Source organism: Orientia tsutsugamushi str. Boryong (assembly GCF_000063545.1).
GTDB lineage: Bacteria > Pseudomonadota > Alphaproteobacteria > Rickettsiales > Rickettsiaceae > Orientia > Orientia tsutsugamushi_C.
Map to the genome: position 1 here is coordinate 1,738,360 of NC_009488.1, position 16,348 is coordinate 1,754,707.

The 16,348-nt window shown below is 31.3% G+C and carries 13 protein-coding genes and 3 pseudogenes; 9 read left to right on the forward strand and 7 right to left on the reverse strand.

Features of this window, described 5'->3' with window-relative positions; genetic code table 11:
- Positions 1 to 98: 98 nt before the first annotated feature.
- From cyoE to terL, 3 genes are all read right to left on the reverse strand, one after another.
- A complete protein-coding gene (cyoE, locus tag OTBS_RS08220) occupies positions 99 to 1,040 on the reverse strand; it encodes a heme o synthase (protein ID WP_011945052.1) in 942 nt (313 codons plus the stop codon).
- A gap of 11 nt (positions 1,041 to 1,051) precedes the next feature.
- Entirely contained in the window at positions 1,052 to 2,638 is a 1,587-nt protein-coding gene (gene ctaD / locus OTBS_RS08225; RefSeq protein ID WP_011945053.1) for a cytochrome c oxidase subunit I, read from the reverse strand.
- Positions 2,639 to 2,829: 191 nt separating this feature from the next.
- Positions 2,830 to 4,269, reverse strand: a complete 1,440-nt coding sequence (terL, locus tag OTBS_RS08230; protein ID WP_232488985.1) for a phage terminase large subunit — start codon at positions 4,267 to 4,269, stop codon at positions 2,830 to 2,832.
- 307 nt (positions 4,270 to 4,576) lie between these two features.
- On the opposite strand from terL, the gene OTBS_RS08235 reads away from it, so the two are divergent.
- From OTBS_RS08235 to ychF, 3 genes are read left to right on the forward strand one after another with little or no spacing between them, the layout of a single operon-like run.
- A complete protein-coding gene (locus OTBS_RS08235) occupies positions 4,577 to 5,200 on the forward strand; it encodes a 50S ribosomal protein L25/general stress protein Ctc (protein ID WP_011945055.1) in 624 nt (207 codons plus the stop codon).
- Positions 5,200 to 5,760, forward strand: a complete 561-nt coding sequence (gene pth, locus OTBS_RS08240) for an aminoacyl-tRNA hydrolase (RefSeq protein ID WP_011945056.1) — start codon at positions 5,200 to 5,202, stop codon at positions 5,758 to 5,760. Before OTBS_RS08235 ends, pth begins: the two co-directional genes overlap by 1 nt.
- 9 nt (positions 5,761 to 5,769) lie before the next feature.
- A complete protein-coding gene (gene ychF, locus OTBS_RS08245; protein ID WP_011945057.1) occupies positions 5,770 to 6,870 on the forward strand; it encodes a redox-regulated ATPase YchF in 1,101 nt (366 codons plus the stop codon).
- Positions 6,871 to 7,181: 311 nt separating this feature from the next.
- Here the strand turns inward: ychF and OTBS_RS14640 are convergent.
- Positions 7,182 to 7,277: pseudogene (locus OTBS_RS14640) on the reverse strand (IS5/IS1182 family transposase); the annotation flags it as partial.
- 729 nt (positions 7,278 to 8,006) lie between these two features.
- Between OTBS_RS14640 and xth the strand changes: the two are divergent.
- The 5 genes and pseudogenes from xth (at position 8,007) to OTBS_RS08260 (ending at position 12,131) form a co-directional block, all read left to right on the forward strand.
- Positions 8,007 to 8,801, forward strand: coding sequence for an exodeoxyribonuclease III (gene xth / locus OTBS_RS08250; protein ID WP_041621342.1), 795 nt, complete (start codon positions 8,007 to 8,009; stop codon positions 8,799 to 8,801).
- An 893-nt stretch (positions 8,802 to 9,694) separates the two neighbouring features.
- Positions 9,695 to 9,935 (forward strand): annotated as a pseudogene (locus tag OTBS_RS14645) (IS110 family transposase); the annotation flags it as partial.
- A gap of 361 nt (positions 9,936 to 10,296) precedes the next feature.
- Positions 10,297 to 10,500, forward strand: a complete 204-nt coding sequence (locus tag OTBS_RS18025) for a hypothetical protein (RefSeq protein WP_162097312.1) — start codon at positions 10,297 to 10,299, stop codon at positions 10,498 to 10,500.
- Positions 10,466 to 10,600, forward strand: a complete 135-nt coding sequence (locus OTBS_RS18545; RefSeq protein ID WP_410517954.1) for a hypothetical protein — start codon at positions 10,466 to 10,468, stop codon at positions 10,598 to 10,600. The genes OTBS_RS18025 and OTBS_RS18545 overlap by 35 nt, the downstream gene beginning before the upstream one ends.
- Before the next feature lie 364 nt (positions 10,601 to 10,964).
- Entirely contained in the window at positions 10,965 to 12,131 is a 1,167-nt protein-coding gene (locus OTBS_RS08260) for a reverse transcriptase domain-containing protein (protein ID WP_080571898.1), read from the forward strand.
- Between the two features lie 306 nt (positions 12,132 to 12,437).
- Here the strand turns inward: OTBS_RS08260 and OTBS_RS08265 are convergent, their stop codons facing one another.
- Together OTBS_RS08265 and OTBS_RS08270 are read right to left on the reverse strand one after the other, a co-directional pair.
- Positions 12,438 to 12,923: a hypothetical protein gene (locus OTBS_RS08265; RefSeq protein WP_157866445.1), complete on the reverse strand. Its 486-nt coding sequence runs from the start codon at positions 12,921 to 12,923 to the stop codon at positions 12,438 to 12,440.
- 852 nt (positions 12,924 to 13,775) lie between these two features.
- A complete protein-coding gene (locus OTBS_RS08270) occupies positions 13,776 to 14,264 on the reverse strand; it encodes a c-type cytochrome (protein WP_232488986.1) in 489 nt (162 codons plus the stop codon).
- Positions 14,265 to 14,572: 308 nt separating this feature from the next.
- Between OTBS_RS08270 and OTBS_RS08275 the strand changes: the two genes are divergently transcribed.
- Positions 14,573 to 15,523 (forward strand): SPFH domain-containing protein, encoded by a 951-nt coding sequence (locus tag OTBS_RS08275; protein WP_011945063.1) that lies wholly within the window; start codon positions 14,573 to 14,575, stop codon positions 15,521 to 15,523.
- Between the two features lie 175 nt (positions 15,524 to 15,698).
- Here the strand turns inward: OTBS_RS08275 and OTBS_RS08280 are convergent.
- Positions 15,699 to 16,154: pseudogene (locus tag OTBS_RS08280) on the reverse strand (DnaB-like helicase N-terminal domain-containing protein); the annotation flags it as partial.
- Positions 16,155 to 16,348 lie beyond the last annotated feature (194 nt).

Genomic DNA, 16,348 nt, shown 5'->3' on the forward strand with positions numbered 1-16,348 from the left:
CTATTTAAAATCATAGCAAAACAACTATAAGAGATTTATAATTAAAAATATATGAATATTAGATCAAATCTTAACTAATATATGATGCAGCTCAGTGATTAGTTAAGAAATATAAAACGCTTTATACAATATTCTATAATTAGATATAGAAAGATATTAAATAAGTAAATTATTGAATATTTAAACATTTTTCGAGCTAGTATGTTGTTTCTATCATTAAATAACATACTAGCATAACATAAAAATATAATTCCAGAGATAGTAGAGCATATTAAATATAGCAAGCCTGCTATATCAGTAAAGTATGGTAGTGAAGCAGAAATAACAGTTAAAAAAGTATATGCTAATATACTGTATTTGGTATAATTAATGCCTTTAACTAATGGTAAGATTGGTACATTAGCTAGTTTATAATCATTTGTATAATATAATGATAATGTCCAGAAGTGTGCTGGTGTCCACAAAAATATTATTAAAAATAGCATTAAACATGTAGTATCTATACTATTAGTAACAGCGCTATAACCTATTACTGGAGGCAATGCTCCTGCGGCTCCACCAATAACAATATTTTGGGCAGTCCTTCTTTTTAACCACATAGTATACACTATAATGTAAAAGCTAATAGAAATTAATAATAAAATGCTAGATATGTAATTTACGCATATAGCCATTACTAATACAGAAAAAAATGCTAAAATTATACCAAATGTAAGGGCGGTACTGGGGGAAATTTTGCCTGTAACAGTAGGGCGGTTACGTGTTCGTTTCATGATACGATCGATATCAGCATCATACCACATGTTGATAGCACCTGCTGCTCCTGCTCCTGTGCTAATGCACAAAATTGCAATTAATGATAATAAAGGACGAATTTTATTAGGTGCGATAAATAATCCAGTGATTGCAGTGAAGATAGCTAAAAGCATTACACTAGGTTTCATTAACAATAAAAAATCTTTTGGAGTAGAAGTTAATACTAGAAATTTATTTTGAAAATTTTTAACAGGAGTACTTTGTGTACTGTGTGAGTTTAGCATATTACTCTGTCTTAGTGATCGACATTCTCCATTTTTGGTGGTTCTTGAAAGCAATGATAAGGTGGAGGGGATTCTAAGCTCCATTCTAGAGTTGTAGCTCCTTGTCCCCATGGATTAGCTGGGCATTTTTTACCATAGAATATTGTGTAGATTGCTATGTAGATAAAAAAGAATGCAGCGATTATTGAAATTGTAGAACCTATGGATGATACCATATTCCAGCCAGCAAAAGCATCAGGATAATCTGGAATTCTTCTTGGCATACCAGCAAGTCCTAAAAAATGTTGAGGAAAAAAAGTAAGATTAACTCCGATAAAAGTTATCCAAAAGTGAATTTTTCCGAGTATTTCTGGATATTGTCGACCTGATATTTTTCCGATCCAGTAATAAAATCCAGCAAATGCTGAAAACAATGCTCCCAAGGACATTGTATAATGAAAGTGAGCAACTACATAATATGTATCATGTAATACTCTATCAATTGATGAGTTAGCTAATACTACTCCAGTTACTCCACCAATAGTAAATAATATAATAAATCCTATGCTAAATAGCATTGGAGTCTTAAATTCAATTGATCCGCCCCACATAGTTGCTAGCCAGCTGAAGATTTTGATTCCAGTTGGCAAAGCTATAATCATTGACCCGGCAGTAAAAAATATTAAGGCTTGCGGTGATAATCCAACCGTAAACATGTGGTGAGCCCATACTAATGTTCCGATTACTCCAATGGCAATCATTGCTCCTACCATACCTAAATAGCCAAATATTGGCTTTTTAGAAAAAGTTGATATAACATGGCTAATAACTCCAAATCCTGGCAAAATAACTATATATACTTCAGGGTGACCAAAAAACCAAAATAAGTGCTGAAATAAGACTGGATCTCCACCACCTGACGGAACAAAAAATGAAGTACTGAAGTTACGATCCATTAATAGCATGGTAATAGCTCCTCCTAGAACTGGAATTACTATAATTAATAGAAATGCAGTAATTAGTATTGACCATACAAACAATGGGATTTGTAATAATCCCATGCCTGGGGCTCTCATATTAAAAATTGTTACTATAAGGTTCATTGATCCAAGGATAGAAGATAGGCCAACTAAATGTAAGCTAAAAATTACCATGTCAACAGCAGCTCCTGGATGGCTTAAACTACTACTTAAAGGAGGATATAGAGTCCAGCCAGTACCAGCTCCTTCATCAACAAAAACTGATGCAATAAGCAAAATAAAAGCAGGTACTAATAGCCAAAAGCTAATATTATTTAATCTTGGAAAAGCAACATCTGGAGCTCCAATCATTAATGGTACGAACCAATTTCCAAAACCACCAAATAGAGCTGGCATAATCATAAAGAATACCATTATTATAGCATGAGCTGTAATTAATACATTAAAAAGCTGAAAATTACCTCCTAAAAAATTGCTTCCAGGTACTGCTAATTGCAATCTAAAAACAAATGAGAACAATCCTCCAATTAGTCCTGCTAAAATGGCAAATATTAAATACATACTGCCTATATCTTTATGGTTAGTTGATAATAACCATCTGCGCCATCCGTGAGGAGTATCACTATGTTTGCTGCTCATAGTATTTGATTTAATTATTTTAAATTAGTTACTTAGTTAATAATAAGCATATTATCTAAAATGTTATAGGATAACTATATCAAAAAAATATTTAATGTACACTCAAAATTATTAATCACCTTGAAAGCAAGTAGTATAGTTAAAGTGAAAGTGTATAAAAAATTGGTATAGCTATAAAAAAGGGCAAAATTTTAGCATATTGTTCTAATATATACTTTAGTTTTGGTATTAGTTTGTTTAATAAAATTAATGAATTGGCTAATTGAATCCACTATATCATCATGGTTTCCATATGGAAAGCTAGTAATCTCACTAAGTAATAAAGTTAGCCATGACGCACTTCCTGGTATTAATATAATACCAGATTCAAAATATGGTATTGTAACTGTAAATCTAGTTACCTTATCCAATTTAGGCTTTTGTGGCAAGATATTAGTGATCCCTTGTGATTTTAAGTCTTGTATTAGAGATTGACCGCTAGCCTTATCTTCAATAAGAATATATCTGTGATGCTTTTTAGTAATATTATCTGTTACTACAATTTTTAGTTTTGGATAACTTATACGTTCTCTAAATAGATTTAATAAGTAGTAATATTGTCCACTTATTCCCCATGTTGTACAAACTGTATAATCATTGGTATCATTGATTTTAATAGCTGTATCCCAGCTTTGTACGGTAAAATCAATGTGCGTAGGATATTGATCATAGTATTGAATCATATTTGGTTCGAGTAGCCCTGCATTTTTTTGTATAGGGGATTGAAGATATTGTGCCGCAAAGTTGTATGTTCCTAATTCATTTTGAATTATTTGTAAATTTTTAAACTTGTCTCTGTTTTTATGTAATATATCTCCTGGCTTAATAGTTATACAGCTATGAAATAGGTCATATCTATATTCTTTATCAGCTATAGCTGGTATTTTAAGTATTTCCCATACATTAGCTGTATTTTTTAATAAATATCCACTTAAATCTTCAGTATGTAATCTTTGCATTACTAATACTATTTTGCCATTGTTGTTATCGTTTAATCTAGTTAAGAAAGTTTGTTCAAACCATTCTACAGCCTTACTTCTCATTTTAGTTGAATTAATATAAGTTGGGTTATGTGGATCATCAATAATTAAAACTTCTCCTCCTTCTCCAGTTATGCTGCCTCCGACTGATGTTGCTAGACGAAATCCATGCTTAGTAGTCATGAATTTCGATTGCAAGTTTTGTTTTGTGTTTAAGAGAGTATTTGGATATAATTCTTGATACCATTTAGATGCCATCACTGCTCTAGTATCAAGCGAATGTTTTGTGCTTAGAGTTTGAGCATAGCATGCTACTATAATTCTTTTTGTTGGATCTTGGCCTAGAATCCAAGCTGGCCATGCTACACTTACACATATTGATTTTAAAGATCTAGGTGGTATATTAATAATTAATCTTTTAATTTTGCCATGGGTTACACGTTCTAAGTAACTTGCAATTAGGTCAATGTGCCAGTTTGGTTGAAAAGTTGTTCCTGGATTAATAGTATTAAAAGTTTTATTAATAAAACTTGATAAGTCTGCTCTTAATAATGAGCTCAATATTCTTGAATCAGTATATTCTGGATTAGTCATTGTTTTCTTTTTGTTCAATAGTTACATTAATGGTTATGCATGAAAATGTAAGTTGTGAAATTTTTGTTATAATTTATATCTTTTAATAATGTATATGATAGCAAGTTGAAGCTGAAGACTAAGTGATGCAGCAAAATTTTATGGAATTAAATTAGTAAAATTAATTATTTTGAAAATTAGAGAATTAGATATTCTCAAGTTGTTCAATAATGTAAGTAATATTTTAACATAAAATGAAATAAATACTGTAATAATCAAGAATTATCACTTGAATTTATTAAGTCTTAACTATATCATAATAATTTAAAAATTCTGGAGAATTATAATGAATGAAATGCTTACACTAGTGGGGCAGTTGCGCTCAGATTTTGGCACTTCTTCAGCACGAGCTTTACGGCGCCAAGGTAAGGTTCCAGGAGTAATATATAAAAAAGGAATTACTCCAATCCATGTTTGTACTTTAGAAAAAGAGGTTGCAAAATTATATCGCAAGCCTTTTTTTAGTTCGACTGTAATACAGTTACAGGTTGATGATCAAAGATTTAAAGTATTGCCTAAAGCAGTACAGTTGCATCCTGTAACTGAATTCATGAATCATATTGATTTTATATTGGTTGAGCAGAATGGCAGTATGCAAAAAGTTAAAGTTCCAATTTCTTTTGAAGGAAAGGAAAAGTCGTTAGGTATTAAGCGTGGTGGTTATTTGAACATTGTTAAGCGATATGTTGATTTATTATGCCCAGTAGATAAAATTCCTCAGTGTATTAAATGTGATATTGCTAATGTTTCAGTCGGGGCTTCTATCAAAATATCACGACTAGAATTGCCTGAAGGTTGTAATTTAGTAAAGAGTACTACAGACTATGTCATTGCATCTGTTATTGGTAAATCTAGTAAGCAGGATAAAGAGGAAGAAGGAACAGCAGAAGATGGCGCTGATAGTAAGTAGTGTTGGTAGTAGGTCTTGGTAATCCTGGCAAAGAATACGCAAACTCAAGGCATAACGCTGGCTATATTGTTCTAGAACAAATTGCATTTTATAATAATTTAAGCTTTAGTAAAAGCACTAAATATAAATCTGACATTGCCAAAATATTGCTTTTAGGGCAAAAAATTATTTTTATAAAACCATTAACCTATATGAATCTTTCTGGTACAGCAGTTTGCTTAATAAAGGATTTTTATAAGTTGCAGAATTACGACATAATTGTTATTCATGATGATATTGACCTACCTTTAGGTATTGTAAAGTTAAAGGTAGGTGGTGGTAGTGGAGGGCATAACGGGCTAAAATCTATTAGTAGTGCAATTGGTGACAGTTATTTAAGAATTAAGATCGGTATTGGCAGACCTATCTCTGAGCATTTATCAGTTGCAAGTTATGTTTTATCTGATTTTTTAGTTGAGGAATTAACAGTGTTATATTCTATAGCAAGAAAAATTGCTGAAAATGTTGAGCTAGCAGTTCAAAAACAATTCAGTGAATTTATGTTTAAGATAAAAAATTGATTGATAAAAATGGAACTTAGATATGGAATAGTTGGATTGCCTAACGTAGGAAAATCAACCTTATTTAATGCTTTAACTGCTACTCAAGCTGCTAATGTTGGAAATTATTCATTTTGTACAATTGAGTCTAATATTGGTATTGCAGCTGTTCCAGATCCCAGGCTGCCAAAATTAGCTGATATTGCTGGTTCGCAAAGCATTATTCCAACCTATGTTAAATTTGTTGATATTGCGGGCTTAGTAAAAGGTGCTAGCTCTGGAGAAGGACTAGGTAATAAATTTTTGTCTCACATTAGGGATGTAGATGCAATTATTCATGTTTTAAGATGTTTTGATATTTCAGATATTACTCATATATATAGTAGTATTGATCCAGTTCGTGATGCTGAGATAATAGAGCTAGAGCTTATTTTAGCAGATCTTGAGTCTATAGAGAAAAGATTGCCTGCCTTGGGAAAAAAATCTAGGGGTGGCGATCAAAAAGCTAAAGAAGAAATAGAACTGTTATATCATGCACAACAAATTTTGCGTAATGGTCAGCCAGTAAAAAATCTGCAATTATATCGCGAAAAAAGGCACAAATTTGATCGGTTGCATTTGCTTACTACTAAGCCAGTAATATATGTTTGTAATGTGCTAGAACATGAAGCAGTATCTGGTAACGCTTTGTGTAAAGCTGTGCAAGAAAGCGATATATTAGGTCAATCAGATATGATTATTATTTCATCAAGTATTGAATCTGAAATTGCTATTTTAAGCACTTTAGAAGAAAAAAAAGATTATCTGAATATTTTGGGACTGCAAGAAACTGGGTTGAACAAGATCATTAAATCTTGCTATAGGCTATTTGATTTAAATAGTTATTTTACAGTTGGGCCTAAAGAAGCTCGAGCTTGGACTATTGTTAAAGGTACATTAGCTCCTCAAGCTGCAGGAATAATTCATACTGATTTTGAAAGAGGATTCATTAAGGCAGAGGTTATATCTTATGAAGATTATATAAAATATAATGGTGAATCTAAAGCTAAAGAGCACGGACGTTTGCGAATTGAAGGCAAAGACTATGTGGTGCAAGATGGTGATATTATTCACTTTAGATTTAATGTTTAATCATTAATCTCTTTGCTTATAGTAAATTTTAGGTTGAATTAAGCCTTTTATATTTTACCTTTATTATATGATCTGGCGTTATTAATCTTAAGCCGTAATTTATTTTTTATGCAATTTGTTACTACCGCTTTCTTTTCAGAAAGTTCTTCGTAACATTTAGTTAACGCTTCTTTATTGCATAAATGCATCAGATTGTTATATATAGTCATTTACAATGAAGTTTGCGTATAAAATATTCTGTTGGTAAATCTTATGATGCTATTATCGCTTTTTTCTATGCTCAAACCTCATTAGACCTCTTTCGAAACTGGTTAAGGTAGTTCAAAATTATAAATGCCAAAGATCAAAATAAATCTAAGAACGAATCTTTTACGTCTATTTCGATATTTGTAAGCAATAATTTTGAACTACCTTAACCAGTTTCGAAAGAGGTCTATTGTAAATGACTATATAGCTAAGCTACTATAAAACAGTTATGTTATATACTTTTCGAAAATGGTGTATACGTCACAGTGATTCTTCATTCTGCTTAATTTAGCTTGAACCAATTTTTTCTCAATAGAATTTAAATCAGGAGAATAAGTAGGTAAATAATCTAAGTATAGCTAAACTGCTATAAAACAGTTATAATAGTTTAGCTATTACTATGACTTAGATAGGTTTTCGAAAAGTATATAACATAACTGTTTTATAGTAGCTTATAGTTATATATACCTATCTTTTTCTATAAAGATAATAACTTTTACTTTGTCTTTATACCTTTTTATCTTATTCGGAAATTCTAATCTCTCTTCTTTTTTTGCCTTCAGATGTTTTAAAGCTTTTTTTATATGTAATATTTAGTTTCTATATTTAACATTTGCTTTTTAGCAAATATGCTTTTGTAATATCTATTCTTAATAACTGATTATTCTTTGTATACCTCTTCTGTATTATACTTTTCATACTTTCACTTATCCTATTCTAGCATTTTAATATATTTTTCTTGTTCCATATAATCTACCCTTGCATTGATAAAAAGTATAAATTGCAAACGAGATAATAACCCTTTATGCAGAAATACATTATTTGTTTTACAGATGATACTAACTTACATCTTGTAAAAAGTTTTGGTTACAAATATACTAAATATTATTATGAGCCGTAAACTAAAAATTTTAACTTGGAATATTAATTCTATTAGGGCAAGAGCATATCAACTAAACCAACTTATTTATGATATACAGCCAGATATTATTTTATTACAGGAAATCAAATGCGAAAGCCATAACTTTCCTTTTCAAGAAATTAATGAGTCACATAAATATAATTTCAGTATTAATGGCCAGAAGTCATACAATGGTGTTGCAATACTATCAAAATTCCCTCTAGAAGATATAAAATTTACTTTTTTGGGCAACCCTTGCCCAGATCAAGCAAGATTCATTGAAGCAAATTGTTTAACTGAAGTAGGATATGTTAAAGTTATTTCAATTTATGTTCCAAATGGAGGAGAAGTCAATAGTGATAAATTTCAAATTAAGCTACTTTTCATTGATAAATTTATTAAGTACTTACATAGTAGTAAAAATTTAGGTGAATCAATAATATTGGGTGGAGATTTTAATGTTGCACCATACGATAATGATGTTTATTCTGCTATAGAGTTACAAAATACAACTTGTTTTACCTTGCCTGAAAAGCAATATATACGTAAGTTAATAAATCATAATTTTATAGATATTTATCGATTATTTCACCAGCGACAAAAAAAATTTACGTGGTGGGATTATCGAGCTGGAGCATTTGAGCGTAACTTAGGAATGCGTATAGATTATATACTTTGTACGATCTCTATTGCTCTAAAAGCTACAGATTGCTATATTGATTATCATACTAGAAACAATCATAGAGCTTCAGATCATGCTCCTGTCATTGCTAGTTTTGAGTGATTTCAAATTCTTGTTAGTTCTATGAAAGTTGATATTGAATCAATTATATTATTACTGCAGTTAAAAATAATAGATCTCAATTAAGCATGCTCAATACTTAAGAAGTGATAAAAATAAGGACAAGATGCTTAAGGTTTAGAACTATCAGCTAAACTTTGAGCAAATTGTTTAATAATTTCAGATTAGGACAAGAAAAAAGATGAAACGCATAAGTGGCTCCGAAAATGCGAAGACTCAAAGTCTGAGTTAGAGCGACCGTATAACGAAAGCAGAATGTTCACTGAAAACTAACTGATACACAATTGAACACTATAGCTGAGTAGTAGTGGCAGCATGATAATAAGGACATTAAGTAACTGTAGAAATCCTACTAATTCCAGAAAGAAAGATTCTAGAACAATGTAGATTCTATAACTAATAAACTATGAAATGAATTAAAAATAAGAGGATGACGGAGTGGCATGTATTAGCAATGAAGCAGAGTAACGCCTGTGGAACAAAGGCACAATACTGATAACATTATTTTAACAACAAGTAAGGTAATGACGAATGATAAAATAGAATTACAAGACCTGAAAAGGAAAATATATATCAAAGCTAAAGCTGAAAAGTAATGGCGATTTTTTGGGGATTATATGTGCATGTATGTAAGATAGAAACACTTAGGGAAGCCTTGTATGATGAAAATAAGTGAAATTGTAATAAAATAAAAATTATAGCAATAGCAAAAAGAAAGCTAGTGTACAGTAGTGAGACCAAGGCTAATAGCCTGTGTTGCAGATAAGTAACTAGCTTTTTTGAATAACTAAAAAAAATCGTACGGTATTCTTAGGCAAAAAAAACCTGTATTTACAATGTTGGTTTTGAGATATTAACATAAAATTTGGTGATATAGATTAGAAGAAGCTTCTAAAGCAATTGCAATAATATTCAAATGCATATTGAATTCCTTAAAAAACAAATTAGAAAAATTGAACAACTAATCAACGGTCATATTAAAAATAACAAAGATCTTCTCAATAAAACTGCCTTGCTTACATCAATACCATGTGTATAAGCAAAAACACAAGCTATAGTTCTTGCTTGTGTTTAGCAAAAATTGAGAAATTTAGTTTTGCTAAACAAGTTGTAGCTGTTTTGAAATCACTTTTACAACTGTGTTATGCTGTTATGTTAGCATTCGTTGTATTATCTTCACCATCGATATGTACAGCGCATAATAATGTAAACTTCAATGCTTCTAAAGTTAGTATTGATACTTCGCCATTTTATCTAAAATCTTCAGCTGGTATTGCTACTAACTACGATATATTAGACTTCTTTCGAAACTGGTTAAAGAGTTCAAAATTATAAATGCAAGAGATCAAATTAAATCTAAGACCGAATCTTTTACGTCTATTTCGATATTTGTCAGCGATAATTTTGAACTACCTTAACCAGTTTCGAAAGAAGTCTATTAGAAGCTAGCATTGGTTATAGATTAGATCGGCACAGAATGGATGTAAGATTAGGATTTATGCGTCATCGCAACAGAGGTAACTTTGTTCAAGGCAGTTATTATTATAATAGACCTCTTTCGAAACTGGTTAAGGTAGTGCAAAATATTATAAACGCCAGAGATCAAATTCAATCTAAGACCGAATCTTTAACGTCTATTTCGATATTTGTCAGCAATAATCTGTGCGTCAAGAAAAGGTGAATTAATCTTACTGGTGAAAGTCCAGTTATGGAAGGAGAAGCTAGATCCACCATATAGCGAGTCTTGTGCTGCTGAAGGTAACGACAGTAGTAAAGCGTAGACAGTGAAACATTCGAGCCGAAACCAAATGGTGAACGTGATAGCCCTGAAAGTGAGATGTAGTGGAAGCCGATATGTTCTAGCACATAGTAGGCAAAAGAAGATTGGAGGTCAAACTAGTAAAAATCCAAAAATTTTCAACCACCGGGGTCGCAGGCGTCAGCGAGTTTGTAAAGATTAATGACACAACTTGAGAAGTCCTTATAACTCTTACGTAATTAAGTAAGTATTCAAAGTACAAGTGATGAAACATAAGGCTTTGGAGATGGTGTAAGGATGACTGAGTTAGCCATAGTAGTGATGAAACCTAGTAATGTGGGTGGAGCAAAGGGTTAGCAGAAAAGTAAGAATGCAAGAGGGAAACAATGGCTGTACACAGCATAGACAGAAATACATGGTTAACGAAACTTGAGCGTATAAAGTTGCTATCATCGAAAAATCAAGACATAAAGTTTAATAATCTAAATCAAGACATAAAGTTTAATAATCTTGGACATATCATTGATTTAAAGATATTAGAAGAACAATATAAGGAACTCGATAGCAAGAAAGCGATAGGAATAGATGGTATAACCAAAGAGGATTATGGTAAGAAGTTGAAAGCAAATCTGCTCTCGCTTCTTACTAGAATTCGCAAATGGCAATATCAAGCTAAACCTGCACGAATAACAGAAATTCCAAAAGAAGATGGAGGCAAAAGACCTTTGGTAATATCATGTTTTGAAGATAAGATAATCGAGTCTACAGTAAGCAAGATACTAAACTCTGTGTTTGAGCAAATATTCTTAAAGTATTCATATGGATTTCGACCTAAATTAAATGCACACGACGCTTTAAGGGAGTTAAATAGACTTACGTATAACTTCAATAAAGGGGCTATAGTAGAGATTGATATAACAAAGTGTTTCAATACAATCAAGCATTGTGAGTTGATGGAATTTCTAAGAAAGAGAATATCTGACAAGAAATTTCTAAGACTAGTTATGAAACTGATTGAAACACCAATCATAGAAAATGGTACTATAGTTACTAACAAAGAAGGTTGTCGTCAAGGATCAATAGTTTCACCAATTCTGGCAAATGTCTTTCTGCATTATGTTATAGATAGCTGGTTTGCAAAAATCAGCAAAGAAAACTTAATGGGACAAACAGGAATGGTGAGGTACTGCGACGATATGGTATTTGTCTTTGAAAAGGAAACAGATGCGAAAAGGTTTTATGATGTTTTGCCTAAAAGGTTAAATAAGTATGGGCTAAATATCAATGAAGCTAAATCACAAATGATAAAATCTGGTAGAGACCATGCTGCAAATTTAGCCAAACAAGGCAAGAAGATCACAAGTTATAATTTTCTTGGATTTACTTGCTATTGTGGTAAATCAAGATTTGGCACAACATGGAGACTAAAATATACCTCAAGAAGAGATCGTTTTACTGAGAAACTGAAAGGACTGAGAAAATATTTGCGTGGTCAGCTAAATACGCAAGACAAAACGCAGGCATTATCACAAGTCATTAGAGTTATTAGGTGAATGGATCAACTATCATGGTATATCTGATAATAAAAGACGAGTAAGTTCATTTATCAACCAAAGTAAACGGGCAATATATAACTGGTTTAATAGAATGGGAGGAAAACGTAAGATGAATTGGAAAAGACTAACCGAGATACTTAAAAGAGTAAATTTTCCTAAAATTGGAAAGATTGTCTCAATGTTCTAGACAACAAATAAGGCATAATGCTTATCTTATTTTTGAGAGCCGGATGCGGTAATTCTGCAAGTCCGGTTCTGAGGAGGGGCCTAATTGAGCAATTGGTTAGGTCTACTCACATAGATTTAATTTGATCTCTGGCATTTATAATTTTGATCTACCTTAACCAGTTTCGAACGAGGTCTATTATAAATAGGATTTTTTTGTAACTCAAAATGTTCCTCATTTTTTTCTTTATTAGGATAATTGTGGCTGTTACTACTTCCTCCTTGATCATGCACAACATCATCATATGTATTATCGCTATCATTATCATTACTCTCAACAAAGGTAGAAAGAGCAGTAGTAGAGTTAGTACTTGCTTTGCCGTTAATACTATCTATCTGATTATCGGAAAGTTTGTTTTTCTTTTGAATTATAGCATATATAGGAGGAATCAATGATATATTAGTCTGATAAGAAGAAGTAGAAGCTAATGGTTCATCATAAATCTGATTATTAGATAAATTAGAATTCGGCAACTCATCATATTCATGATTTAGCTTAGTAGTTAGATCACGATTGAGAGCTTCTAAACCATTGTTTTTATGCTTGAGATAACATGCTATCACTGTAGGAATACTACAGCTAATATTCATAAATAATCACCTTATTATTATAAGCATAAGCTTATAATATGATTTACTGTAATTGTCAATGTATATAATAAATTCAAGAATAAACCTTCTAAGAAACGAGAGAAAATTATCCAGCATTTACAGCTTTTGCAAAAAATGTGAAAGGAGAAATTACCATAGTACAGGCTGTATATCTAAATTTGAAAACAGGATATAAGGCAGATATTTTAACTAACTGAAGATCTTTAGTAAAATCAGTAGATCGTTCATAACAATCGCAAAACAAAATGCGAACAACACTAATGTAACAATTATATCAGAAGGTGCTGAAACAGCATCAAGCCTTGTATATTACCTCTTTCTAACTTTTTCTTATCCTAAATTAGCGTTTTTAGGAAGATTTATGAAAACATCAGATTTTCAAGTAAAGACAGAAACAAAACTAAAGGTAATAGCATGGTTATCATTACAAAAATCATGTGAATTGTTTATCTCTTTAGCCAATTTCATTAATTTTTGCACTGTATGCTTCTAAATTAGAGCGTATAAAGCTAGCTCTTACTACTACACTATACTTCTTATATCGAACTCGTATTGTATTTTAATTGATTCTGATTTTTGTGCAATTTAAAGCTTCTGAAATCAGTTTCAAGGGAAGTATAATGTTTAACACTATACATATACCTTAACAATCTGCAATACTTTCGCTTCCTATATTTTGATATGTTTCTTATATCAAGCTCATGTTATTTAAACTATGTTTATGATTGATGCTATTCCTACTAAAGTATTCTATTAAGCAATAAATCTAGTACTTTTTATAATTGTTATCTTTACAAGCATTTCTTATTTATTAGTATTTTCTTTTAAAAATTTTATTACATCTGCTATATCTTTAGCATTAGGTAATCCAATAAACGACATTCTAGTACCTGGAATGTATTTAGTTGGTTTATGTAAATATAAAAACAAAGATTTCTCATCCCAGCTACCACCTTGAGAAGTCATTGCAGCAGAGTAATTATAATTTGGATAAGTAGCTTTAATTCTATTTACGACATCATATAAATTAGGTCCAACTCTGTTAACTCCATCCTTATTACTAGTATGACAAGAAGAGCATTTTTGTTTGAAAAGCTTACTACCAGATTCTAAGCTAGCATTTTTTATTAATTCAGCAATTTTTTGTTCATCAAGCTCGAATATAGCATCTTTTGCTAATGGACTAAAGTTACCCTGTTGAGCTTGATCGCTAATATCATCAACATGATAACCACGCTTAGCAGGAAGTAGAAGTGGCTTATATAAAGTATCAGTTAATATAGTTACTGACATTATTATTACACCTGTTAATAAAATAGATGCAGCTACTTTGTTTAGTTCAAAGCCGTCCATACTTAAATTTTTTACTTTTGATTAAAATTAATCATTGCTATCTAAAAATTACTTTGGTAGATACTACGATAAATCATCATTGAAACTAAGTTGATTTGCATAAAATAACTCAGTATATATTAAATATTGTACAATAACTTTTTAAGCGTATGCAATAACTATATGATATGGGACTGTATATCCTTGACAATATATCATAATTTATTAGAGTATAATAGCAAATTAATTAATTCTGGGAAATAAAAATTATGATATTAAGTATCAACATATTCGTGTTAGTTGCACTAGTTATTATACTATTTAATGTATTTAAAATTGTACCTCAGCAACAGGCTTGGATAATAGAAAGATTAGGTAAGCTACATAAAGTTTTGCCTGCAGGGTTAAATTTTATAATCCCAATGATAGATAGAGTAGCATACAAGCATACCTTAAAGGAACAAGCAATTGATGTAACTGCGCAAACAGCTATTTCTAACGATAATGTTAGCTTATCTATTGATGGAGTACTATATGTTAAAATTATAGATCCAGTAGCAGCTTCTTATGGAGTTAGTGATCCATATTATGCGATTACTCAATTAGCTCAAACTACTATGCGATCAGAGATAGGAAAGATTCCACTAGATAAAACTTTTGAGGAACGTGAAAATTTAAATATAGCTATTGTAACATCTATTAATCATGCAGCTGCAAACTGGGGAATTCAGTGTATGAGATATGAGATTAAGGATATTTACCCTCCACAATCTGTATTACGAGCTATGGAGCTTCAGGTAGCAGCAGAAAGACAAAAACGTGCTCAAATACTTGAATCAGAGGGAAAGAGGCAGTCGCAAATCAACCTAGCAGAAGCAGGAAAAGCAGAAGTGGTTTTAAATTCTGAAGCTGCAAAAACCGATCAAGTTAATAGAGCTGTAGGTGAAGCTGAAGCTATATTACTAGTTGCAAAAGCTACAGCTGAAGGAATAGAGCGACTTGCGCAAGCAATAAATAATACAGGAGGAAGTGATGCTGTCTCGCTACGTATTGCAGAACAGTATATCGATGCTTTATCCAAAATAGCTAAAGAAACTAATACAGTAATTATACCATCAAACATTAATGACAGTAGTTCAGTAGTTACTCAGGCTTTATCAATTTTTGATGCAATAAAACTTTCAAAGTCTAAAAAATCTACAAACTCAGAGAATGCATAGCATAAGTACAATATGCAAAAAGTTTATTGATAGAACAGAAGTAAGCTATGGTAAGACTGCAACTAATCTAGTAATAATTAGACTAAGAGGTATTATAGTTATTCAATGGTATATAACATAAATCAAAAAATAGTTGCATCAGAATAGAAAGAAGATATAGTAAAGAAACTCCAAGTTCGATAGAAGTTTGTAATTTTATAAATCCTTGACTTAAAGTTCCTCTTGAAGCCAAATCATATAACTGAGATTCAGCAGTTTCTACCTGGCTTATAGCTGTATCTGCTAAAGTAGAAGAATATGCATTCGTTGCTATTTTTTCTGCAATTTCAATTAAATAACGCCGCAGTGCGAGATCATATACTATTTTGCCGTACTCATTAACATTAACTATACTTAATGCTAAAGTTGTAAGTTTAGCTAGATAATCTACTCCACCTATTTCCTCAAATGCGAGTTCATTGCCTAGCATATTTTTGAGCGAAATTACAGTAGCACTAATTCCTTTACTAATAATGAGATTAATTGACTTATATATTTTACCATGTAATGGTTCATAAAAATGTTCCGGCAGTAAAAATTCGTTAATGTTATATAGCGCACGATTGTTAATCAGAATTGCCCCAAGTATCATTTGCTCTGCTTAAATATTATTTGGAGCAATCTTTGCAAGATCTTTTTCCATATCACTCTTTAAATTTTATTAAAATTATTCGAACTTAACTAACTCAAAAGAAAACCCTTGAGCTTTAAAAGCGTGCGCAAGATTTTCCATATGGTTGATTGTGATGTAACTATCAGCAAATCCTGTTTTAGCTTTAATGAATA